The 21,586-nt window shown below is 62.3% G+C and carries 22 protein-coding genes; 20 read left to right on the top strand and 2 right to left on the bottom strand.

What is annotated here, in order from left to right; genetic code table 11:
* Positions 1-137: 137 nt before the first annotated feature.
* Positions 138-389: a hypothetical protein gene (locus tag WHT83_RS06315; RefSeq protein WP_406873305.1), complete on the bottom strand. Its 252-nt coding sequence runs from the start codon at positions 387-389 to the stop codon at positions 138-140.
* A gap of 43 nt (positions 390-432) precedes the next feature.
* On the opposite strand from WHT83_RS06315, the gene WHT83_RS06310 reads away from it, so the two are divergent.
* The gene (locus tag WHT83_RS06310) at positions 433-690 is read left to right on the top strand and encodes a hypothetical protein (protein ID WP_406873304.1); all 258 of its coding nucleotides are present in this window, start codon (positions 433-435) and stop codon (positions 688-690) included.
* 5 nt (positions 691-695) lie between these two features.
* Here WHT83_RS06310 and WHT83_RS06305 read toward each other — a convergent pair whose 3' ends face one another.
* Complete coding sequence (locus WHT83_RS06305; protein WP_406873303.1) at positions 696-884, bottom strand: hypothetical protein; 189 nt, start codon at positions 882-884, stop codon at positions 696-698.
* A gap of 78 nt (positions 885-962) precedes the next feature.
* Here WHT83_RS06305 and WHT83_RS06300 point away from each other — a divergent pair, with 78 nt between their 5' ends.
* The 19 genes from WHT83_RS06300 to WHT83_RS06210 all read left to right on the top strand — a co-directional run bounded on the left by WHT83_RS06300 (position 963) and on the right by WHT83_RS06210 (position 21,557).
* A complete protein-coding gene (locus WHT83_RS06300) occupies positions 963-1,538 on the top strand; it encodes a terminase small subunit (RefSeq protein ID WP_406873302.1) in 576 nt (191 codons plus the stop codon).
* Positions 1,531-3,108: a terminase large subunit domain-containing protein gene (locus WHT83_RS06295; RefSeq protein ID WP_406873301.1), complete on the top strand. Its 1,578-nt coding sequence runs from the start codon at positions 1,531-1,533 to the stop codon at positions 3,106-3,108. The genes WHT83_RS06300 and WHT83_RS06295 overlap by 8 nt, the downstream gene beginning before the upstream one ends.
* Positions 3,105-3,335, top strand: a complete 231-nt coding sequence (locus WHT83_RS06290) for a hypothetical protein (protein WP_406873300.1) — start codon at positions 3,105-3,107, stop codon at positions 3,333-3,335. Before WHT83_RS06295 ends, WHT83_RS06290 begins: the two co-directional genes overlap by 4 nt.
* A 12-nt stretch (positions 3,336-3,347) precedes the next feature.
* Positions 3,348-3,533, top strand: a complete 186-nt coding sequence (locus WHT83_RS06285) for a hypothetical protein (protein WP_108606079.1) — start codon at positions 3,348-3,350, stop codon at positions 3,531-3,533.
* A gap of 1 nt (position 3,534) precedes the next feature.
* Complete coding sequence (locus WHT83_RS06280) at positions 3,535-3,777, top strand: hypothetical protein (RefSeq protein WP_406873299.1); 243 nt, start codon at positions 3,535-3,537, stop codon at positions 3,775-3,777.
* Positions 3,774-5,405 carry a portal protein gene (locus WHT83_RS06275; RefSeq protein ID WP_406873298.1) on the top strand — a complete coding sequence of 544 codons (1,632 nt, stop codon included), beginning with the start codon at positions 3,774-3,776 and terminating at the stop codon, positions 5,403-5,405. The genes WHT83_RS06280 and WHT83_RS06275 overlap by 4 nt, the downstream gene beginning before the upstream one ends.
* Positions 5,402-5,674: a hypothetical protein gene (locus WHT83_RS06270; RefSeq protein ID WP_406873297.1), complete on the top strand. Its 273-nt coding sequence runs from the start codon at positions 5,402-5,404 to the stop codon at positions 5,672-5,674. The genes WHT83_RS06275 and WHT83_RS06270 overlap by 4 nt, the downstream gene beginning before the upstream one ends.
* A 3-nt stretch (positions 5,675-5,677) precedes the next feature.
* Positions 5,678-6,640 (top strand): hypothetical protein, encoded by a 963-nt coding sequence (locus WHT83_RS06265; RefSeq protein WP_406873296.1) that lies wholly within the window; start codon positions 5,678-5,680, stop codon positions 6,638-6,640.
* A 177-nt stretch (positions 6,641-6,817) separates the two neighbouring features.
* Positions 6,818-7,660, top strand: a complete 843-nt coding sequence (locus WHT83_RS06260) for a phage capsid protein (protein WP_406873295.1) — start codon at positions 6,818-6,820, stop codon at positions 7,658-7,660.
* 13 nt (positions 7,661-7,673) lie between these two features.
* A complete protein-coding gene (locus WHT83_RS06255) occupies positions 7,674-7,946 on the top strand; it encodes a hypothetical protein (RefSeq protein ID WP_108609396.1) in 273 nt (90 codons plus the stop codon).
* A 64-nt stretch (positions 7,947-8,010) separates the two neighbouring features.
* A complete protein-coding gene (locus WHT83_RS06250) occupies positions 8,011-8,439 on the top strand; it encodes a hypothetical protein (RefSeq protein ID WP_406873294.1) in 429 nt (142 codons plus the stop codon).
* Positions 8,440-8,442: 3 nt separating this feature from the next.
* On the top strand, positions 8,443-9,063 hold the full coding sequence (locus WHT83_RS06245) for a hypothetical protein (protein WP_406873293.1): 621 nt from the start codon (positions 8,443-8,445) through the stop codon (positions 9,061-9,063).
* Between the two features lie 116 nt (positions 9,064-9,179).
* Complete coding sequence (locus WHT83_RS06240) at positions 9,180-11,756, top strand: hypothetical protein (RefSeq protein ID WP_406873292.1); 2,577 nt, start codon at positions 9,180-9,182, stop codon at positions 11,754-11,756.
* The gene (locus WHT83_RS06235; protein ID WP_108609392.1) at positions 11,753-12,112 is read left to right on the top strand and encodes a hypothetical protein; all 360 of its coding nucleotides are present in this window, start codon (positions 11,753-11,755) and stop codon (positions 12,110-12,112) included. The genes WHT83_RS06240 and WHT83_RS06235 overlap by 4 nt, the downstream gene beginning before the upstream one ends.
* Positions 12,094-12,624, top strand: coding sequence for a hypothetical protein (locus WHT83_RS06230; RefSeq protein WP_406873291.1), 531 nt, complete (start codon positions 12,094-12,096; stop codon positions 12,622-12,624). The genes WHT83_RS06235 and WHT83_RS06230 overlap by 19 nt, the downstream gene beginning before the upstream one ends.
* On the top strand, positions 12,624-15,320 hold the full coding sequence (locus WHT83_RS06225) for a hypothetical protein (protein ID WP_406873290.1): 2,697 nt from the start codon (positions 12,624-12,626) through the stop codon (positions 15,318-15,320). Before WHT83_RS06230 ends, WHT83_RS06225 begins: the two co-directional genes overlap by 1 nt.
* Positions 15,307-19,551 carry a hypothetical protein gene (locus tag WHT83_RS06220; RefSeq protein WP_406873289.1) on the top strand — a complete coding sequence of 1,415 codons (4,245 nt, stop codon included), beginning with the start codon at positions 15,307-15,309 and terminating at the stop codon, positions 19,549-19,551. Before WHT83_RS06225 ends, WHT83_RS06220 begins: the two co-directional genes overlap by 14 nt.
* A gap of 213 nt (positions 19,552-19,764) precedes the next feature.
* Entirely contained in the window at positions 19,765-21,192 is a 1,428-nt protein-coding gene (locus WHT83_RS06215; RefSeq protein WP_406873288.1) for a hypothetical protein, read from the top strand.
* The gene (locus tag WHT83_RS06210; RefSeq protein WP_406873287.1) at positions 21,189-21,557 is read left to right on the top strand and encodes a hypothetical protein; all 369 of its coding nucleotides are present in this window, start codon (positions 21,189-21,191) and stop codon (positions 21,555-21,557) included. Before WHT83_RS06215 ends, WHT83_RS06210 begins: the two co-directional genes overlap by 4 nt.
* Positions 21,558-21,586 lie beyond the last annotated feature (29 nt).

Here is a 21,586-nt window from a genome sequence, read left to right as displayed (position 1 = left end):
AATAGACGAAATGCTCGGCACGATTCTGGGGCCAGATGATCAAGACCTGAGTCAGAACGCTGCTCGGATCGTACCGGTAGTGCACGCGGTTTGCCATTTGTCTCCCCTCCCAAGGGGTTCACTTCGGGAAAGCATGGTTATTTGCGCCGACTTGCACGCCATTCGGCCTGCAGCCAGCCGTTGATGATCTCGTCACGGTCTACGCCTTCACCTACGGCGAAACGCATTTCTTGCCCCAACTTCATCGCGAACCTGGCGACTTCATTGAGGGTCTTTGCCTTCCGCTCATGCTCGGGCAATGCCAGCCATCTGGCCAGCACTTCCCGCTTAGCTTGCGTGAAGTCCATCGCGGCCCCCTTTCCTGGTGCGTGCATCCGCCGGTCGCCCATATGGCGGGCCTCCCCCTGGTTGGTCCTCAAAGGTATCGCGCAAATGAAAACCAAGCCAGTCCCACCGGTCGTCCACCTCGTCCCCAAGACGCAAGAGCATCGTGACGGCGTCATTAAAACCCTCAAGAACATGCTGGAGATTGCCGAGCGCGGCGACCTGCTCGGCATTGCCATTGCAGCCGTCGACAATGAAGGCTGCACCCAGTCGGCGTTCGAACCTGGCATCAACATCGCAACGCTGATCGGTGCGAACGAACGGCTCAAGCACCGCCTGCTCGAATACAGGGACGGCGATGTCTGACCGCTTCAATGCTTGGTCGATTGCGGTCTGTGCCCCTTAGCAAGCTCGTCAACATAGGACGCTGCCGCCTCTTCACTCTCGAACCGCCGCGCCTCAACCTTGCCGTCCGGCAGAAAAGTTACGGCGAGATACGGCAGACCGGGCAACACTGGCGGGTAAACCGCATAGCCGACGATTGGCTTCGTCTCGCTCATCTCTGAATTCCCTTCCCTCTGCCTCAAGCCCGCTGAGGTCTTGGAGTTTCCAATTAACGGAGCGCGCTGAGCGAACCAATGTCTGAGCTTACTGTCAAACAAGCGCGTTTTGTTGAGGAATACGTCCTCGACCTGAACGCGACGCAAGCCGCTATCCGGGCTGGGTATGCGGAAAAGAGCGCATCTGTCGAAGGCGCCCGCCTGCTAGCGAATGCTAAGGTGGGCGAAGCTGTCGCCGCTGGCCTGAAAGCCCGGTCCGAGCGCACCAAGATCGATGCCGATTGGGTGCTGACGCGCCTGGCTGAAGAGGCTGAGGCCGATCTGTCTGACCTCTACGACGACAACGGCCACCTGAAGCCCATGAAGGAATGGCCGAAGATATGGCGCAAGGGCCTCGTCGCCGGCATAGAGACCCTGACGGAGTTCGAAACGGTCGACGGCAAGAAGGAGCCGGTCGGCGTCGTTCGCAAGATCAGGCTGTCCGACCGCATCAAGCGCGTGGAGCTGATCGGCAAGCACGTGGACGTGCAGGCCTTCCGCGAGCGCGTGTCCCATGAGAACCCGGACGGCACGCCGCTGGCCGACACGTCCGACCGAGAACTGGCCAAGGCAGTCGCCTATGTCCTAAGCAAGGGCCTGAAGGCCGATGGCTGAAGCGGCGCTCGATCTGCGTTCGCTTGAGGCCGTGATCAGCAAGCTTTCCGAAGAGGATCGCGGGCAACTGGTCCAGATGGCAGCGGCAGAGCTTGCTAAGCCGTTTCGACCCAATCCCGGCCCTCAAACAGCAGCGCTCGAAAGCAAGGCCGATATCCTGCTCTATGGTGGGCAGGCAGGTGGCGGCAAATCGGCTCTGGAAGTCGGGTGTGCTGCCAACAATCACATGTCGGGGCTCATCCTTCGGCGTGAAGCCTCCCAGCTTGACGGCCTGATAGAGTTCTCGCGCCAGATCCTCACCGGCCATGGCGAGTTCGTTGGCGGCAATGACAACGTGTGGCGGCTGAACAATGGCGGCAGGATCAAGTTCGCCGGCCTGAAGCAGCCCGACGACTGGCGCAAGCACGCTGGCAACGCCCGGGACTACCTCGCATTTGACGAGGCTGGCGAGTTCCTGAAGGAACAGGTGTTCTCGCTCATCGGCTGGCTGCGCACCACAAGGGAAGGCCAGCGCTGCCGCGTCATTCTGGGCTCAAACCCGCCACGCGGTGGCGATGGGCTCTGGATGATTGAAGAGTTCGCGCCGTGGCTCGATCCGAACTATCCGAACCGGGCGATGCCCGGCGAACTGCGATGGGCAATCGTCGTCGCCAGCGTGACAGAATGGGTCGATGGGCCGGGCACATACGAGCGCAACGGCGAAACCTACGATGCGATGTCGCGGACGTTCATCCCGGCAAGCCTCGATGACAATCCATATGTGGATGCAGGCTATCGCGGCCGGCTCCAGTCGCTTCCTGAGCCCCTTCGCTCGCAGCTGCTCTACGGTGACTTCCTTGCTGGACGGGCTGACGACGAATGGCAGCTGATCCCGGCTGAGTGGATCAAGCAGGCTCAAGCCCGGTGGAATTCGGAAGGGTTCCGGGGCTTCAAGATGACGGCACTGGCCGTCGACGTGGCACAGGGTGGCGCTGACGACAGCACGCTTGCTGCTCGATACGGCACATGGTTCGCCCCGCTGGCGGTCAAGAAGGGTGTGGAGACACCCGACGGCCCTAGCATAGGCGCAATGGTCTTCTCCCATCGCAGGGACGGCGCCGGCGTCATCATCGACGTGGGTGGCGGCTACGGTGGCGGCGCTGTCACCTTCCTGAAGGACAACGGTGTCGCTGTGGCTCCCTACAACGGAGCGAACGGTTCAACTGCTCGGTCGGCCGACGGCCAATTCCACTTCGCAAATAAGCGAGCTGAAGCGCACTGGCGCTTTCGTGAGGCTCTGGACCCGTCGCAGGAAGGCGGCTCGGTCATCGCACTGCCGCCTGACCCTTTGTTGCTCGCTGACCTGACTGCTGTGCGCTGGAAGCCAGTCGGCCAGGACAAGGTGCAGATCGAAGAAAAGGCCGAGATCAAGAAGCGGCTGGGCCGATCACCCGACAGGGGCGATGCGGTCATCATGTCTTGGTCGGAGGGCAACAAGCTCGCGGTCAGGAAGATGCAATCCGAAGCGCTGGGCGGCCGCCTGCCTCAAGTCACCCTCGGCTATGCCAAACACAAGGTTGGAAGACGATGAACCAGAACACCGCTGGTGCAGTGCTGATGCTCGTCCTGGCCGCTGCCGGCATCGCTTGGAATGAGCCGTTCGCAGTCATGATGGTGGCCGCAACCTGCGCTCTGGCCTTCGTCTGCGAGGAACTGTGCGACCTCGAACTCAACGAGGTGGGTGAGACCGCTGCCAGGACGCTTGCGGTTGCCTCGTGGCTGACCACTGCCGTCGCCTTCTTCTCCCTGATGTTCTGAAAGGAGCCTGTCATGGCCAATCTGTTCAAGCCGAAAATGCCCAAGGTTGAGGCTGCTACCCGCATGCCCGATCCTGAAGACCCCGCAATCCTGGCCGAACGCCGCCGCAAGATTGCTGAGCAGCGCCAGCGTGGCGGTCGCGACAGCACCATCATGTCGGAAAACCTGATGGGCTCGACCGGCAAGCTCGGAGCCTGACATGGGCGAGCGAACAATCTCCTACGGTGATCGGGTCTACAAGCCGGGTGACCTGATCTTCATCGCGCCGGAATACCCCGCGGCTGTCGAGGCGCACGGTCGGCTCACGCGTCTGCCTCGGGTCATTCTCATTGCCTACGACGAAGCGGCCGACGATTTGCGCCTTGAGCCGCTGACGTTGACGGCTGCGCAAGCAGGATGGCCCGCCCTCTTCGAAACAGAGATGAAGGCGCTACGACGTTGACCCTTTCGCCCGCAATTCAGACTGTCATCGAGAACGGCAATCGCCTGTTCACGGAGCGAGTAGGCCTGCTCTGCCTGTGGCAGGAGTTGGCCGAGCACTTCTATTACGAGCGGGCTTCGTTCACGTCTCCCATGACGATGGGCGCAGACTACGCGGCAGGCTCGTTCTCGTCTGATGGCGCTCTGTATCGCCGGGAGATGGGCAACCTGTTCCAGCCGATGATGCGGCCGCAAGACTTCTTCAGCATCAAGGCGCTGGACGATGCCAGGAACAAGGACGGCGATGCGCGTGGTTGGCTGGAATACGCGACCAAGCTGCAGCGCAGTGTCATGTACTCGACGGGAGCACAGCTTTACCGGGCAACGGTGGCAGGCGACCACGACTTCGTGACGTTCGGCCAGGGTGTTGTCGAGGTCTGTGCGGCGCCAGACCGGCGCAACCTGTTCTATCGCAACTGGCATCTGCGCGATTGCGCCTGGTCGCAGGACTTCAAGGGCGCCGTTACCGACATTCACCGCAATGACACGTCGACCTTGAGCAATCTGGTTGCCAAGTTCGGCGACAAGGTGCCCGAAGCCCTCCGCAAGGATGCCGAGAAGAACCCATACACGACGGCCAAGGTGCGTCATGTGGTGGTGCCGTCCAACGCCTATGACGTCGGCTACAAGGTGCGCGCCGATCAGCCGTATGTGTCGCTGTGGGTCATGCCCGATCATGGCGAGGTGCTGGAGAACATCCCACGGACCTATCGCGGCTATGTCATCCCTCGTGGTCTCTCTGTCGACGGCACGCAGTACGGTGCCTCGCCCTTCACCTCCATCGTCCTGGCTGATGGCCGCACGTCGCAGACCATCGAACGGATCTTGCTCGAAGCCGGTGAGAAGGCGGTCGACCCTGCCATGGTGGCCACGCTCGATGCCGTGCGTGGGGATATCGGGCTCTATGCCGGTGGCATCACTTGGATCGATGCCGAATATGATGAGCGCTTGGGCGAGGCGCTGCGCCCGGTCAACAGCGACCCCTCTGGCCTCCCGTTCGGACAGGACATGGCGGAACGCTTCGCCATGCGCCAGCGCCTTGGCTTCATGCTGGACAAGATCAGCCTGCCTGAGACCAGCGGCAAGACGGCCTATGAGGTCCGCAAGATTGTCGAGCAGCAGATGCGCTCGCAAATCCCGATCTTCGGACCGATCGAGGCTGAATATTCAGAGCCGCTATGCTCCGAGACGTTCGCAGTGATGCGGTCGCTGGGTGCATTCCCGGCGAACGAAATCCCGCCTTCGCTCCAAGGTGCCGGTGTCGAGTTCTCCTTCAAGTCGCCGATCACCGATCTGGAAGGCGACACGCTCAAGGCAAAGCTCTCGGAAGGCATGGAGATCATATCGGCCGGCGCCAGCTTCGACCCGACCGTGGCCAAGCTCGCCAACCCCATGGAAATCGTCAAAGACATGCTGCGCCGGATCGGCTGGCCGGAAAGCTGGCTGAACGATGAAAAGCGCCTGGCCGCTGCCGTCGAGCAAATGCAGCAGGAACAGCAGGCCGCCTCCATGGCCGCTGACGTTGGTGGTGTCGCCGAAGTAGCCAACAAGGCCGCACCGATGGTCAAGGCGCTGGCAGGTGCCGCATGAGGCGCAACCCCATCGCGCCAGCGGTCTACACGGTGGCCATTGCGGAAGCCGTCAAGGCGGTCGCTGCTGGCAATGCCACGCCTAGTCAGCAGATGGCCTGCATGAACTGGATCATCACCCAAGCAGCCAGCACGTATGACGAGACCTTCGTGCCTGGCGCTCCCGATGCGAGCGACTATCTCGCCGGGCGCCGCAACGTCGGGCTTCAGCTGGTCAAGCTGGTCAATGTTTCCATCTCCGATCTCAAACCTGACCTCCCGAAAGGATAAGCAATGTCGGAAGACACGCTCGCAGCGGGCGCGACTACGGTCGAAAACCCCGCTCAAGCAACCACAGAAGTCGCCAAGCCGGCTCCTGTCGTCACGGTAGAAGCTGGGAAGCCCGCTCCTGCTGTCACTGGTTCTGAAGTGGCACCGGTGACTGAGGTAAAGCCCACGGAACAGGCTGGCCCATGGGGCGACGATTGGCGCGAGAAGCTGGCCAAGGATGACGCCAAGCGTCTGGAACGTCTGAAGCGCTTCGCATCGCCGGAGGCACTGCTTCAGGCGCAGGAAGAGGCCCAGCGCAAGATATCCGAAGGCGTGAAGCCCAAGGGCAAGCCCGGCGACAAGGCAACCGACGAAGAATGGGCGGCCTTCCGCAAGGAGAACAATATCCCCGACAAGGTCGAGGATTACGTCAAAGCCATCGTCCTGCCCGACAAACGCCAGATCGGCGAAGCTGACCTTCCTGTGGTCAGTGCCTTTGCCGAACGGGCGATCAAGAGCGGGGTGGCGCCGGCCGATATGTCGGCCATGGTCGACGAATACTATGCCATGCAGGAGGAAGTTCAGTTCCAGCAGGCCGAACAGGACACTGCCTTCAAGAAGGAGGCCGAGACCACGCTCAAGTCGGAGTGGGGCGGCGACTATGCCGGCAACTTCGCAGCAATGCGGCCCTACTTCGACAGCGTCGACCCTGAGCTTTACGGCAATCTCTTCGGCGGTCGCATGGCCGATGGCTCCAAGATCGGCAATCACCCTGCTGTGTTGCGCTTCTTCGCGGCCAAGGCTGTCGCTGAGAACCCCATGGCAACCGTCCTGACGCCTGGCGGCACTGGCCTTCAGACGATACAGGCGGAAATAACCCAGATGGAAAAACGGATGGGCAGCGACCGCGTTGCCTGGCACAAGGATACGGCAGCGCAGGAGCGCTATCGTCAACTGATCACGGCCCGCGACAAGCTCAAGGCCTGATACCTGCCAACCGACGGCCAACCCGCTTAGCGGCTCCGTCTTAGGCACTCCCAACACAAGCCCGAAATCAGCCCCGAAGGGCGACACAGCGGCCCGGAGCAATCCGGACAACCCGCGACGTCGACCAGCGGTCAACCTGCCTACGGCTCCGATCCCTCACATTGAAGGACTGGAACCATGGCCGACACGGCTTTCCAGAAACAGTACCGACAGGAATATATCGCCGGCTTCGAGTCCGGTGAAAGCCCGCTGCGCATGTCGGTGACGACGGAATTTGTGCGCAAGGGCAACACTGCAGAGTTCCTTGTCGCCGATAGCGGCGGCGCGGAAGCATCCACGCGCGGCGTCAACGGTCTTATCCCGGCCCGTGCCGACAACCTCAGCCAGAAGACTGCAACGCTGGTTGAGTGGCATGATCTGGTCCGCAAGACGAGCTTCAACGTGTTCGCCTCGCAGGGCGACCAGAAGCGCATCATGCAGGACACGACGCTGAAGGTTATGAACCGCAAGATCGACGCGGACATCATCACCGAACTGGCGACTGGCACCAACGACACGGGCACTGCGGCGGTCGGTTCGCTGACCCTGGTCACCAAGGCAATCGGCATCCTCGGCCTGGCCAAGGTGCCGGTGCAGGAAATCGACAACATGTGGGGTCTGATTTCCCCGGCCATGTACACGTACTTCATGCGTGACACGACCTTCACCTCTCGCGACTACGTCGACATGGCCCCGCTCGCCGGTGGCCCTCTGAAGCGTGTTCTGCGTTGGGCGGGTGTCAACTGGCTGGTTCACCCGGACGTCCCCGGCGTCGGCACCAATGCCGAGAAGTGCTTTGTCTACCATCGCTCGGCCATCGGCCATGCGTGCGACAAGGACACTCTCGCCTCGGTCGTCGGCTACGACGAAGAGCAGGATTACTCATACGCACGCACCACGTGCTTCATGGGCTCCGAGCTCCTTCAGAACGGCGGCGTCTGCGTCATCAACCACGATGGCTCTGCCATCGTTGCCTCGTAAGGAGGGCTGACCAGTGGCCTATTCAACCTCGAACCCTCCCAAGCTGATCGGCCAGGGCATCGTTGGCGGTCGTATCTGGAAATACGACAGCGCCGATGCGCTCTCCGACGCTCGTGTCTCGGGCTACTTCACCGACGGCTTCAAGCTCGGCATGCGTGCCGGTGACCTGGTGATCATCACCGACACCGACACGTCGGCCACTTCGCTGACGTTCGTGAATGCCGCCACGGCTTCGGCTGTGGATCTTGCCGACGGCACGGCACTGACGGCGACCGACACCGACTAACGGGTCCGACCAAGACGGCGGGGGCTTCGGCTCCCGCCTTTCCCTTTTCAATCTGGAGCTTCCGATGCCCCTTCACGTCAACGGCCTCGCGCTGGCCGAAAGCAAGCGCACGCTCTATCGCATCACCACCGGCATCGACGACACGCCGGACAGCCTGCTTGACCCAAGGTATTGGGTGCACGTCGCTAAACAGCTGCGCGTCGATGACCGCCTCGAAGTGATGGCGTTCGACCGCTCGTGGTTCGCGGAAATCCTTGTCGTCGAAGTGGGCGCTGGCGGGTTTGGCGGCGCGCGCATGGCGATGATCAGCGTCACGCTCCTGACCAATCAGGCAGAAATCGAGAAGCCTGCCGAGAATGAAGTGCGCTGGGGCGGCCCCAAGTCGAAGTGGCAGGCGGTGCGCATCACCGACAAGAAGGTGCTGCAGGACGGCTTTGAGACCAAGGACGAGGCGGCCGACTGGATCGCCGAGCGCAGCAAACTGGCGGCCTGATCCATGACCGACCAGCTCAGCCTCTACAACGGCGCCCTGATCCTCCTGGGCCAACCGCGTCTCTCTGCCCTCACTGACGAGGGCAAGGGCCGGCGCGCGCTCGACTTCGCTTATGCGAAGACAGTGAAGGCATGCCTTGAGGCTGGGCTGTGGAACTTCGCAATGCGGTTTCGCAAGGCTGAAACCAGTCCTTCCGTCGACAGCACCATCGGCTTCAAGTTCGTGTTCGATAAGCCCGACGACTGGCTGCGTACCGCGGCAATGACGGTTGACGCGCACGGCCGGCGTCCTCTGCTGGAATACGATGACCGCACCGATTTCTGGCTGGCCGACATCGACACAATCTTCGTCCGCTACATCTCGAGCGATCCTGATTTCGGGCTCGACCTCGGCCGCTGGCCGGAAAGCTTCGTCGCCTACGTCGAGACATCGCTCGCAGTCGCGACGTGCGAGGAAATCACCGGCTCCAATGAGAAGATGGATCGGCTGAGCAAGGCCAAGAAGGAGGCGTGGAAGACCGCTTCCAACCGCGACGTGATGAATGAGCCGGTGACCAAGTTCCCGCCCACTGGTCGCTTGGTCGCCAGCCGTGGCGGTCGCTCTCGTGAACATGGGCGCCGCTGATGCCTAAAACCAACGCCCCCCTGCTTGCCTGGAACCGTGGCATTGTCTCGAAAGCGGCGCTTGCCCGCGTCGACGTCGACCGCATCAGGCTTTCCGCCGAAGTCATGGAGAACTGGTTGCCGAAGACTGCCGGCTCGATGGCTCTTCGGCCTGGCTTCAGCTACCTCGGATCAAGCCGCAACGACGCTTTCGCGATTGATGTGCCATTCATCGCGGCAACCGACGATACCGCACTGATCGAGTTCGCCAACGGCAAGATGCGGGTCCGCGTCAATGACGTTCTGGTCTCGCGTGTGGCTGTCGCGACCACGATTTCCAACAGCAGCTTTGCAACGTCGACCAACTGGACCGACGCATCAACGAACGGCGGGACGCTGGGCTTCGGCGGCTCGGGACTGGTCCTCAATGCGGTGAACATTGGAGGGCTCGCAGTCTGCCGGCGACAGATCTCTGTGTCGGGCGGCGATGCCAACAAGCGGCATGCTCTCAACATCATTGTCTCGCGTGGCCCCGTGACGTTCCGTTGCGGCTCGACCGCTGGCGACGATGACTACATCGCCGAAACGTCCCTGCGCACCGGGGCGCACAGCCTCGCGTTCACGCCCTCGGGCAGCTTCTGGATCCAGTTCCAGAGCGACCGCGACATCGACCGCTTGGTGTCGTCCATTCAAGTCGCGTCGGCTGGCACGATGGAACTTGACGTGCCGTGGGCAAGCGCTGATCTGCCCTATGTTCGGTGGGATCAGTCGGCAGACGTCGTCTTCCTCGCCTGCAAGGGCTATCAGCAGCGCCGCATCGAACGCAGGGCGACAGATAGCTGGTCGCTGGTACTCTACCAGCCCACCAGCGGGCCGTTCTATATCGGTCGTTCGGCTCGCGTGAGGCTGAAGCCCGGTGCGAACGCCGGCAATACCACGCTCCAGTCGGACATCCCGTTTTTCAAGCCCTCGCATGTCGGGGCTCTGTTCCGTCTCTTTCATGGCGGCCGGAGCCAGAAGTTCAAGCTTGGAGCGGAAAGCGCCTTCACTGGTGCCTGGCGCGTGAACGGTGTTGGAGCGGACAACGACTTCAGCATCACCCGGGCTGGGACTTGGGCGGGCACGCTTACCCTTCAGCGATCCTATGACGGTCCCGACCAAGGCTTTATCGACGTCTCTGGTGTCACGTTCACAACCAATGGCACGACCGCCCATGCTCCCGGCGCCACCTTGGACAATGTCATCCAGTGGTATCGGGTCGGCTTCAAGCCGGGTGCCTACACGTCCGGCGCCGCAGAGGTCACGATTGACTATCGAGGCGACGGTGCGCATGGGATTTGTCGGGTGGTTGGTTACAGCTCCCCGACCAGCGCCAACATCGAGATTTTGCAGCCCTTCGCCGTCGGCGAGTTCACCGACGACTGGCAAGAAGGCATCTGGTCCGACCGCCAAGGCTGGCCAAGCGCCGTTTCCCTCCACAAGGGCCGCATCTGGTGGGCCGGCAAGACCCGGTTCATTGGGTCGGTCTCAGACGATTACGAGAACTTCGACCCCAGCTTTGAAGGTGATGCCGGTCCCGTGAACCGCACCCTTGGAGCTGGCCCGGTGGACACCATCAACTTCATGCTGTCGCTCGGCCGCTTGATCGTCGGGACGCCCGGCACAGAGTTCTCGATCAAATCCACGTCCATTGATGAGCCGTTGACGCCGCAGAACGCTCAAGCCGGAGATCCTTCAAGCCAGGGGTCACGCCAGGGCGCCAATGCGGCGAAGGTGGACAGCCGAGGTGTCTTCGCTCAGCGATCGGGCAAGCGCCTGTTCGAGCTGGTCTTTGACACAGACAGCTACGACTACGTGCCGCGCGACCTGACGCTTCTCTGTCCTGACCTGACGGGAAGCGCGAACGTGGTCGGCATCGCCGTCCAGCGCCAGCCGGACACTCGCATTCACGTCTGGCTCGATGATGGAACCGTCGTGCTCCTGACCTATGAGCCGACTGAGGACGTGACGTGCTGGTCGCGCATTCGCATGGCGGACAACGGCGCTGTCGAAAGCGTGTCGGTGCTCCCCGGTGAGGATGAGGACCAAGTCTATTATCGCGTCCGCCGCACCGTGAATGGCCAGACCAAGCGCTATCTCGAAAAGATGGCGATGGAGGCGGATTGCGTCGGCGGCACCATGAACAAGCAGGCCGACAGCTTCGTCATCATCCCCAGCGTCACCGGCACCGATGTCACTGGCCTGTCCCACCTTGAGGGCAGGCAGGTGGTGGTGTGGGCGGCGGGGAAGTACCGCGGCGAATACACGGTCGCAGGCGGCGGCATAGCGATGACGTCGTCGGTCACGAATGCCGATGTCATGGTCGGGCTCAAATACCAGGCGTTCTACAAGTCGACCAAGCTGGCCTATGCCGCAGCTGCCGGAACTGCGCTCAACCAGATCAAGCGCGTCAACTATGTCGGCGTGATCCTCGGCCTGGCACACAATGACGGCATCGAGTTCGGCCGGGACTTCGTGAACATGGACAAGCTGCCACGGCTCTATCAGGGCCGTCCTGTCGACCTGGACGAAATCTTCACCGACTACGAAGAGCCGGCAACGCCGTTTCCGGGTGAGTGGAAGCCCGACAGCCGGCTTTGCATGCGGGCAACGGCACCTAAGCCGTGCATGCTGCAGGCCGCGGTGATCACCGTCGAGACGCACGACAAGGCATGACCCCGGAAATCGTCCCGCTCACTCATGAGCATCTAGCCGACTGGTACGGCCAGGAAGGCTATTTGCCGACCGTCAAGGGCATTGCCGGCTTTGTCGACGGCAAGCTGGTCGCCGTGGCCGGCTTCTGGCTGACGCAGGGCAAGGTCATCGCCTTTTGCAATCTGCGCGACGAAGCGAGACCGCTCCGCAAGACCATGCACAAGACGGCCATCGACCTGATCGAGACGGCCAAGAAGCAGCATAAGCGCATCATTGCCCGCTGCGATCCTGACGAACCCACAGCCCCGAACTGGCTCCGCCGTCTCGGTTTTCAGCATGAAGAAGGAGACATCTGGTCATGGCAGATCTCGGCCTAAGCGCGATCCTCGGCATGGTCGGCACTGCTGTTTCGGCGGTTGGCACACTTGCAGCGGGCGCGGCGCAGAAGACCGCTTCCGAATACCAAGCCCAGCAGCTTGAGCAGCAGGCGGCAGAAGAAAAGGCTGCATCGCAGCGTGAGGCCGCAAAGGTCAAGAAGGAGCGCGACTTCATCTTGTCACGACAGCAGGCCGTCGCCTCGTCGTCCAATCTCGGCGCGCTGGATGAGACCGTCCTCGACCTGGCTGGCGACGTTGTCCAAGAGGGCGCCTATCAGGAGGGCATGATCCGCTATGGCGGCGATGAGCGGGCCAAGGGTCGCCGTGCGCAGGCAGCGACATCACGCATGGAAGGCAAAGCCGCGATGACGGGCGCCATGTTCGGCGCGGCCGGCACGCTCATGGATGGCGTGGGCTCATTCTCCAAGGATTGGGGCGCTGGTGCCACCACGAAATACCGGGGCCGATATAGCGGCTCTTGGGCACAGGCGAATGCCGGGGGATATTACTGATGGCTCTGAAGCTTCCGGGCGCTGAAGAACTCGGCGCGGCGCCCAGCGGTCGTTCTGGCCGCCCCATTGCATCCTATGACACCTCGTCCATCGGTCGGGGTGTTGCTCAGCTCGGCCAGGGCATGCAGTCCATGGCGGCCGGCATGCGGGCCGGCGAGAAAAAGCGCAAGGCCGAAGTCGACGACCAGCAGAAGTTCGAGACGCACAGCCGCTTTTTGCAGTTCGAGGATGCCCAGAAGAAGGCTTTCGCCGATGCCGTCATCAAGGCACCGGTGGGCGCCGACGGTTTCGAGACCTCGGCAGGCGAGAGCTACTTCAAGGCGGCCAAGGACTTCATTGGCACTGTGCCGGAGGCCCTGCGCCCGGAATACGACCAGCGTCTTTTCGGTCTCGAAAGCGCGATCACGAGCAAGGCGAAGGATTTCTCCGTTGCCGAGAGGGACCGCGTTGCCAAGGTCAAGGTCGACGATGGCCAGAACGTCATCCTTGGCCGGCTCAACGAAAACCCTGATGGGTGGAAGGAGGCCGACGCCGAAGCTGACGCGCTCGCCGCCTCGTCGGGGCGCTCTGCCATCGATGTCGATATCTCAAAGCGTGAGTGGCGTAAGCGCCGCGCTGAAGCGCTGTGGACGATTGACGAGCGCCAAAACGGGCCGGAAGCTCGCTACAAGCTCGGCGTCGGCGCTCCGGTCGACGTCAAGGGAATGGCCGGCGCAATCCAGACCACTGCGGCCGAGATCGGCATAGATCCCGCAATCCTGGCTACCGTCATTTCGTACGAGACCGGCGGCACATTCGATCCGTGGAAGAAGGGGCCGACCACCAAGCATGGTCAGCACCGCGGCCTGATCCAGTGGGGTGAGCCGCAGCGCCGCAAGTATGGCGTGACGCAGGGAATGCCGGTGGCTGACCAGATGCGCGCCGTGGGCCAATATCTCAAGGATGCCGGCGTCAGGCCGGGTATGGGCCTGCTGGATGTCTATTCGGCGATCAACGCCGGTCATGTCGGTCTCTATGATCGGTCGGACATGAAGGCAGGCGGTGCACCTGGCACGGTTGCTGACAAGGTCGCCTACCAGATGGAAGGCCACAAGAAGAAGGCGGCGGCGCTGCTTGGCGGCGAGTATGTGCCCGAGGTTGCCCCGCAATACGCCGACCTGTCCTTTGAAGACCGCGCCGTCCTGTACGACAAGGCGGTCAAGGCCGAAGAGGTCGCGGATCGGGACGCTGCAGTTCAGGTCACGGCGCAGCGCACCGCCTTCAAGGAAGCGCTCTCGCTCGGTATCGAGACCGGCGAAGTGGTCAGCGATCAACAGATCCTCATGGCTGGCATCGACGACGGCGACAAGGCCACGCTGCTGAAGGCGCTTCGGACCAAGACGAAAGAGGACGGCGATGTCCGCGACCTCGTTTCGAAGGTGGTTTCCCAAGACCCTAGCGCGGCCGTGAACGGCTTCGATGCTGATGAGCGCAAGAACGGCGACAAGGCCTATGACGCCATGATGAAGGCCTCCACGCCTGAAACCGTACAGGTCATCACCGAGACCTTTGTTCGGTCCACCGGCTACATTCCCAAGAGTGTTCAAGCTCAGGTGCGCCAGGGTGTGGCGTCGACCGATCCGGCCCAGTTCGCCGCGGCAATGTCTCAGGCTGATCTACTGGAAGCGCTTGCCCCGGTCTCGTTCGGCGCCTTCGAAGGTGGAGCCGGCGCGCGCGACAAGCTCGCGATGTTCCGGCACATGGTCAACGACCTGGGCATGGGTGGCGAAGACGCTGCGGCGCGCATCCTGCGCATGACTGACCCGACCGTGAAGGCCAACAAGCAGGTGTTGAAGCCGGAAGCGGACAAATTCGCTAAGGCTCTGACCTTGTCGGAAGTCACCGATGCCTTTGACCCCAGCATGTTCGCATCTGAGCCTGGTGCTGGTGTCATCCCTGAGCATGCCAATGGGCTGCTGGCCGAATACCGAGAGATTGCCGAAGACAAATTCTACGAGAAGGGCGGCGATGCCGGTGCGGCCAAGGCTGCGGCGCTGGCTGACCTCAAGGTCCGTTGGAACGTCAGCAACCTATCAGGCGCGCCGAACCTCATGCGCTCGCCCCCAGAACTTCATTACCCCGCGATCGGTGGCAACTTCGACTATCTGCGCGAAGATGCCATGAAGACGGCCGGCGACTTCGCCGCAAAGCTCGACCGCAAGGTGGAGAACGTGGCGATCCTGGCGACCGACAAAACCCGCGCCGACATCGAGGCGGGCCGGCGCCCGCGCTATCGGCTGTTCTACCAGTACCGGGACGGCGATCAGATGAAGGTTGGCGAGGTGTTCGGCGCTCCTTGGGGTGTCGATGATGCCTCCATCAAGGATCGAAGCGCAAAGGCCTCTGGCGCGGCCAGGGAACGCTTCCTTGCAGAGCGTGGGCGCAATGACGCGGCCAACACTGCCGAACGCAGTGGCGAGGCTGCTGCTAACCGTGCGCTCGAAGAGACCGTCGGCCCTGACTGGATGAAAGCGCGTGCGGCTGAAGGAGCCCGCGAGCTTGGCCGCTCTGAGGCGGCCACGATCCGCCGCCAGTCCGACGAGAAGCCAGCCGAACCGGAAGCGACCATCGATCCGATGACACTGCCCGACAGCCCGGGCATGGCGCGCAAGCGCACGATCAACAATGCCGTGTGGGGTGATGATGCCGCAAATTGAGTATCCCGGTGAACGCCCTGCGCTGGGCGCCTTTCGTCCGCTCGACTATTCGCAGACGGATGAGCCCGAACTCGACCCGGACACCATGTCGGTGATCGGAGCGGCTTTTCGCCAGGACAACACCATCGGCTCGGCGCTCAACAACAAGATGGCGGGCGTAGACCGGGCAACGCGAGAGGATGGCTTCTCCGGCGATGTGCTCTGGGGTGAAATTCAGGGGACGCGCTACGAGCCGCATTGGCAGCGTTTCGCGGACGTCTTCAATCGCAAGGCCTTTAATGCCCTGAAAAGCCAGATCGACATGGAGCAGGAGGACCGCCGCATTCTCGACGCGGGCGGCCTCACTTCGGTATTTGCGCAGTTCGGCGCACAGGCAATCGACCTTCCATCGTTCTTGCCTGGCGGTGCGCTGGTGCGTGGTGCCACGACCGGCGCGACCATCGCACGTTCTGCGGTCTCGACGGGCATTGCCGGCGCGCTCGGCGCGGGCGTGTCCGAGATAGCATTGCAGGCCACGCAGGAAACCCGCCCGCTGGCGGAAAGCGCTCTGTCGTTGGGTGCAGGCGCAGTGCTCGGTGCATTACTCGGTTCTGGTGCCGGCGTGCTGTTCTCGGCTGTTGAGCGCAAGGCCGCGTTCGCTACCGTCGACCGTGCCATGGCCGGCAGTGACGACAGCGGCGAGGCAATGGCCGAGTTCCGATCTGGCCTGGCTGAAGGTCAGAGCGCGGGTGCCGCTGCCGTGGAACGCCCTGTGCTGGAAGATTACGACATTGCCAGTGGCGCCAAGGGTGTCGGCCTGGCTACGGCTCGGCTCAACCCGCTGCTGCGTGCCGCTCATAGCCCGTCTGCCGTGCATCGATCGATCATGGCCGACATGGCGGAAACCGGCTTCTATCTCGAAAAGAACGTGCGCGGCGAAGGCAATCTCGCCGTCGAAAGCGCCGTCAAATATTGGGACCGTGGCGCCCTCACCAAGGGCCTGACCGAAATGCGCGGCATCTACGAGGAAGCGCGCAAGACGCCTGATTTCAACATGACCGCCGAGGAATTCAGGACCGCTGTCAGCAAGGCCATGCGTCGGGGCGACGTGGGCGAAAACGACGCCGTGTCGAAGGCCGCGGTTTCCTGGCGCTCATCGCTGTTTGATCCACTGAAGGAGCAGGCTATCGCGGCCGGGCTCCTGCCGCCCGACGTGAACGTCAAGACGGCAACGTCATACCTGACACGCCTTTGGAACGCGCCGCGGCTGAATGCCGGCGAAGCCCGGTTCAAGGCCATAGTGAAGCCGTGGATCGACGAGCAGCTTGCGCACCTCGAATTCAAGGCCGACGAGATCAGGATCGGCAACAAGATTGTCGATGCCGATAAGCAGCGCGAGGCCCTGACCAAGGCAACCGACAGGCTCGACGGCTTCGAAGATCGACTGAATGAGCGCCGGGGTATCCGCGACCGCAAGAACGCTTCCCTGGAAGGGCTGCGCAAGACGCGCCTCGATGTGATGAAGACCCGCGCGCCGGCCGATCTGGTGAAGCGCCTTCGGAACATGGACGAAAACGCCGTCATGGTCGACGCCGTGAAAGAGGTCCGCAAGGCCGAACGCTCTGCGGGCCGCAAGCTGTCTTATGCCGAGCGCTTCCCGGTACTGGCACTGATCCGTAGCAAGGGCGGCGTTCGCGTTGGTTCGAAGCTCGACGGCGAATTGCGCGCCATGGACATCACGCCGAAGACGCATCCCGGCCTATTCAAGAAGGACGGCGGTATCGGTGATGTCGACAACTTCGTTCAGGCCGAAGACGCCATGTTTGCCCGCCTGCCTGGCGATGGCTCCGACTACGTGGACCCGCGCGCGATCATCGAGGCGATCCGCGATGAACTCGGCGGCGCACCGCTGCGCACGGCGGACGAAGAGGCTGCGGCCGAACTGCTCGACAATCTCGACAAGACGGCAGCGAAGTGGCTGGAAGACGTGGGCCTGTCGCCGAATGTATCGGTCAAGGAGGTTCGCGACTTCATCGACCGTGTCATGGGCGCCGAGGGCAACCTCGAAGGGCTGGACAGTCGGATTTCGCGGCTCGAACGTGAGTTGGGCGAATTTGACACGGCCAGCGACAAGATCATCAACGAGCGCGACATCTCGGCTATGGACGCCCGCACGCTCAGCGAGGGCCTGACCAAACTGGAGCTTGAACTCGACGGCGTTCGCGACCTCGCCAACGCCTCACCTCGTGTCAGCCTGGTCGTCGACTATGCCAGTACCAAGCGCGACCTATTCAAGGCGAAGCTCTCCGAACGCTCCCTGCGCAAGCGTGTCGATGCGCTGAAACGCATGGAGGCAGAAGGCAAGGCGAATGACAGCATCCGTGCCGAACTCGCTGCCAAGTCGGTGGATCTCGACCGCATGCAGGCCAGCATCGCCGGGCTGAAGGTGAAAGCCGACAAGCTCGAACCGATGGTGCCGACGGTCAAGCAGGAGATACCTGAATTCCTGTCGCCTGAGGATCGGGCCGACTATGTGAAGGGGATTGTCGATGACATCTTCTCGCAGCTGACAGGCCGCGCCAATCAGGGCATGCCGTCCTATGACATGACCATGTCGGCGCGTGGGCCGCTGAAGGAACGCACCTTCAACATTCCCGACCATCTCGTGGAAGACTTCCTCGAACACGACATCGAACTGATCGGCCGGCGCTATGCCCGCGTCATGGCGGCCGATGTAGAACTGACGCGCATGGACAAGCGCCTCGGCGGGCCGGGCAAGCCCACTCTGCAAGGCCAGTTGAGCCGGCTGGAAGAGGATTACCGCCTCCTGCGCGAACAGGTGCATGCGTCCGATCTGGACGAGGCCGGCAAGACCAAGGCGCTCGACCGGCTCACCAAGCAGGAACGAAGCGACGTTGAAGACCTGGCTGGCGTCCGCGATCTGCTCCGCGGTCAATACAAGCTCGACAGCCAGCACACGAACTTTGCCCGTGTCCTCCGCACGGCCGGCACCTTCAACTTCATGCGGCAGCTCGGCGGCGTTCTGATTTCGTCGCTGACGGATGCTGTGCGCCCGGCAATGGTTCACGGCCTGGGCCGATACATGGGCGAAGGCATCGCCCCGCTGATCACCAATCTCGATGCAATCAAGCTGTCGGTCGCCGATGCCAAATTGATGGGCGCCGTGACGGAGCGCACCCTTCAGTCGCGCATCGCCACCATGGCCGAGCTTGCAGACCCCTATGCGATGAACTCGCCTTTCGAGCGGCTGATCGACAACATGGGCGCCACGTTCTCGCGCATGACGCTGCTGCCGTTCTGGAACGACATGCACAAGGCGGTTGCCTCTGTGCTGGTGCAAAATCGCATCCTGAAGAACGTGAAGGCCGGTGACTATGCCAAGATGGCGGATGATGAGCGCCGCTACATGGGCTTCCTCGGCATCGACGAGTTCATGGCCGAGCGGATCGCCAGGCAGTTCGACCAGTTCGGCCAGGTGGAAGGCAACGTCCATATTCCGGGTATCGAGCGCTGGGATGATGAGGGCGCGCGCCGAGCCTTTGCCGGCGGGCTCAACAAGGACGTCGACAGCGTCATCGTCACCAAGAGCGTGGCTGACGTGCCCCTGTTCGCCCACACGCCGCCCGGGCGCGCACTGCTGCAGTTCAAGAGCTTCGCCATCGCGTCCAACCAGCGCGTGCTGATGCGCGGATTGCAGGAAGGTCCCGGCTCGTTCGTCACGGGCACGATTGGCATGTCGGCCCTCGGCATGGCCGCCTACTGGTTCAAGCAGATGGAGTCCAATCGCCCGGTCTCCAACAACCCCGGAACGTGGATCGCTGAAGGCTTTGAACGCTCGGGCATTCTCTCGGTCGGCATGGAGATCAACAATATCTGGGAGAAGCTGGGCGGGCCGGGTTTCTTCGCCCTTGCCTCATCAGGCGGTCGCCTGGTCAATCCCGACGCGGATGCGCGGCAACCCGCCTCGCGGTATGCGAACAGGGATGCCTTCGGGTCGGTGCTCGGACCTTCGTTCCAACTCGGAACCGATGCCGCACAACTGCTCGGCATTCCCGCACGTGGGATTTCTGGGGATCTCGACCTCGCATCGGCCGATATCAACCGCATGTCGCAGATGTTGCCGTTTGCGACACTGCCCTATTGGCGGTGGATCATAGAAGGAGGCGGCTTCGTCGAAGACTGGAGCGGTTTCAAGGGCGTAGAGCCTACCTTGAAGGAGATGGTGGACTAGTCGCAGGTATCCGCCAGGGTCATCCCGCGCGGACCACAGTCTCCGCCAGGCCCAAACTTTGTCGGGATCACGCCTGTTGCGCCCGCAAGCAGCACCAAGACCAGAACACACATAAACGCGCCAAAGAAAATCCAGCCCCACGGCGCGGCATCCTTGAGATGCAGCCAGGCCAATTCAACTTTCCCCGCACTTTTCCCCATGGAGGCCCCACCCGTGGCAACAGTCTTTACCGACCAGATTACTGGTTCAGGCGAAACGGTAGCATACAAGGCGCCGTGCCGTGTAGCCACCACCGCCAACATCGCTCTGTCAGGGTTACTGACAGTCGATAGCGTTGTGCTTGTCGCCGACGACCGGGTGCTTGTGAAGAACCAGACCGCTCCTTCGGAGAACGGCATCTGGATCGCGAATTCTGGCGCCTGGCAGCGAGCGCGAGACTTCGACAGCAAGCGTGATATTGCGAACGGCACGCGGGTCACTGTCACAGACGGTACGGCCAACGGCGGTCGTGACTATCGGGTGATCGGGGTCAATCCCATCATCGTCGGCACGGACGCGATCACGATCAGCGAGACGCTTTCCAGTGACAGCGGCAGCAATGCGGCGGCAGCTCAGGCGGCAGCAGATGCGGCGCAGGCTGTGCTTGCAGACCCGAACTTCGTTGCGGTCGCGGGGATCGCTGATGAAATAGCGACGGTTGCCGGGCTCGCCCCTGACATCCCCGGCATCCCTGCAAATGTGACCGCAGCGCAATTGGCCGAGACGAACGCTCAGAAATGGGCGACGAACCCGGAGGACGTCGAGGTCACTCCCGGGCTCTTCTCGGCCTTCCACTGGTATCGCAAGTCTCTGGCTATCTGGACGAACCTGACCAACACCGTGGCTGGGTGGATACACGGATCCGGCACTAAGACCACCCTGGTGGATGCTGACGAGTTCGGCATAGCGGACAGTGAGTGGTCATGGGCTCTGTCGAAGGTGTCTTGGGCCAGCATTAAGGCGGGCATTGCATCTGCCGCGATGACGCTCACCAACAAGACGCTGACCAGTCCGACGGTCACCACCCCGACACTCACGCTTAAGCAGAGCGCGGCGGCCGCGCCAACTGCGTCCGGCGACATCCAGCTTGATACCACCACGGAAGCCCTCGTGATCGGCGACGGTGCCGCCCCGAGTGTGTTCCCTAGGCTCCCTGCATCGGTGGCCGCAGGCGATATCTTCTACGCCACCGCTGCTCGGACGTTGGCCAGGTTGGCGAAGGGTACGGGGCTCCAATCGCTGATTATGAACCCTGGCGCCACCGCCCCCCAATGGGCAACGCCGACCTTTGCCAAGCCTATGTACGAGAGCGGGCTTAGCGTAATCACCGCCGGCGGAACGCTCACCCTAGCGCATGGCCTGGGCGATATCCCGACTTTCATCTTCCCGTACTTCATCTGCGTGACGGCGTCCCAAGGCTACGCGGTTGGCGACATCATTCCGATGAACCCAGCCCGGTTCGTCATCGTACCGGATGCAACGAACCTCAATATCCGGTTCGAAAACACCACCGCATCATACGGCTACTACAGCAAGACCACCGGAGCTTTCGGCAATCTTGTTGCGGCGAGCTGGAACTTTGGAGTGAGGGCAGGACTATGACAAAGTACTACGTCAATGCGCAGGGCGTTTACATCGGCGGCTTCGAAGGAGCAGCCCCGCCCTCTGGGTCGATAGAAGTGCCCACCGCCCCGGAGAGCGCTACGCAGCCTTGGCTAGGCGACCGATGGGGGCCGGCGCCCGCGCCTGTAATCGTCCTGTACCCGGTTGACCTCTGGTCGCGCCTGACGAATGCCGAAGCTGACCAAGTGGAAGCCGCCATGGCAACGCAGCCGGTGCGGGTCCAGAACATTTTCAGGTCAGCGTCGTCGTACCGGAACGACCACGAGCTTTGGCCGCTTCTGGAAAATGTTGCGACTGGCCTCTTCGGGGCGGCGCGCGCGCGCGAAATCCTCGCCGCCTCATAAGTGAAGCCGGCAACTCGCCGGACGAAAAT

The sequence above is a fragment of the Aminobacter sp. P9b genome (genome assembly GCF_045345995.1).
Classification (GTDB): domain Bacteria; phylum Pseudomonadota; class Alphaproteobacteria; order Rhizobiales; family Rhizobiaceae; genus Aminobacter; species Aminobacter niigataensis.
This window is presented reverse-complemented; position numbering and strand designations above follow the sequence as displayed.

Bases quoted from the DNA above. Each gene is read 5' to 3' on its own strand.
- WHT83_RS06270 (WP_406873297.1), top strand. From the start codon at position 5,402: ATGAGGCGCAACCCCATCGCGCCAGCGGTCTACACGGTGGCCATTGCG.
- WHT83_RS06295 (WP_406873301.1), top strand. From the start codon at position 1,531: ATGGCTGAAGCGGCGCTCGATCTGCGTTCGCTTGAGGCCGTGATCAGC.
- WHT83_RS06210 (WP_406873287.1), top strand. From the start codon at position 21,189: ATGACAAAGTACTACGTCAATGCGCAGGGCGTTTACATCGGCGGCTTC.
- WHT83_RS06300 (WP_406873302.1), top strand. From the start codon at position 963: ATGTCTGAGCTTACTGTCAAACAAGCGCGTTTTGTTGAGGAATACGTC.
- WHT83_RS06245 (WP_406873293.1), top strand. From the start codon at position 8,443: ATGACCGACCAGCTCAGCCTCTACAACGGCGCCCTGATCCTCCTGGGC.
- WHT83_RS06310 (WP_406873304.1), top strand. From the start codon at position 433: ATGAAAACCAAGCCAGTCCCACCGGTCGTCCACCTCGTCCCCAAGACG.
- WHT83_RS06225 (WP_406873290.1), top strand. From the start codon at position 12,624: ATGGCTCTGAAGCTTCCGGGCGCTGAAGAACTCGGCGCGGCGCCCAGC.
- WHT83_RS06285 (WP_108606079.1), top strand. From the start codon at position 3,348: ATGGCCAATCTGTTCAAGCCGAAAATGCCCAAGGTTGAGGCTGCTACC.
- WHT83_RS06250 (WP_406873294.1), top strand. From the start codon at position 8,011: ATGCCCCTTCACGTCAACGGCCTCGCGCTGGCCGAAAGCAAGCGCACG.
- WHT83_RS06290 (WP_406873300.1), top strand. From the start codon at position 3,105: ATGAACCAGAACACCGCTGGTGCAGTGCTGATGCTCGTCCTGGCCGCT.
- WHT83_RS06305 (WP_406873303.1), bottom strand. From the start codon at position 884: ATGAGCGAGACGAAGCCAATCGTCGGCTATGCGGTTTACCCGCCAGTG.
- WHT83_RS06280 (WP_406873299.1), top strand. From the start codon at position 3,535: ATGGGCGAGCGAACAATCTCCTACGGTGATCGGGTCTACAAGCCGGGT.
- WHT83_RS06235 (WP_108609392.1), top strand. From the start codon at position 11,753: ATGACCCCGGAAATCGTCCCGCTCACTCATGAGCATCTAGCCGACTGG.
- WHT83_RS06265 (WP_406873296.1), top strand. From the start codon at position 5,678: ATGTCGGAAGACACGCTCGCAGCGGGCGCGACTACGGTCGAAAACCCC.
- WHT83_RS06220 (WP_406873289.1), top strand. From the start codon at position 15,307: ATGCCGCAAATTGAGTATCCCGGTGAACGCCCTGCGCTGGGCGCCTTT.
- WHT83_RS06315 (WP_406873305.1), bottom strand. From the start codon at position 389: ATGGGCGACCGGCGGATGCACGCACCAGGAAAGGGGGCCGCGATGGAC.
- WHT83_RS06230 (WP_406873291.1), top strand. From the start codon at position 12,094: ATGGCAGATCTCGGCCTAAGCGCGATCCTCGGCATGGTCGGCACTGCT.
- WHT83_RS06260 (WP_406873295.1), top strand. From the start codon at position 6,818: ATGGCCGACACGGCTTTCCAGAAACAGTACCGACAGGAATATATCGCC.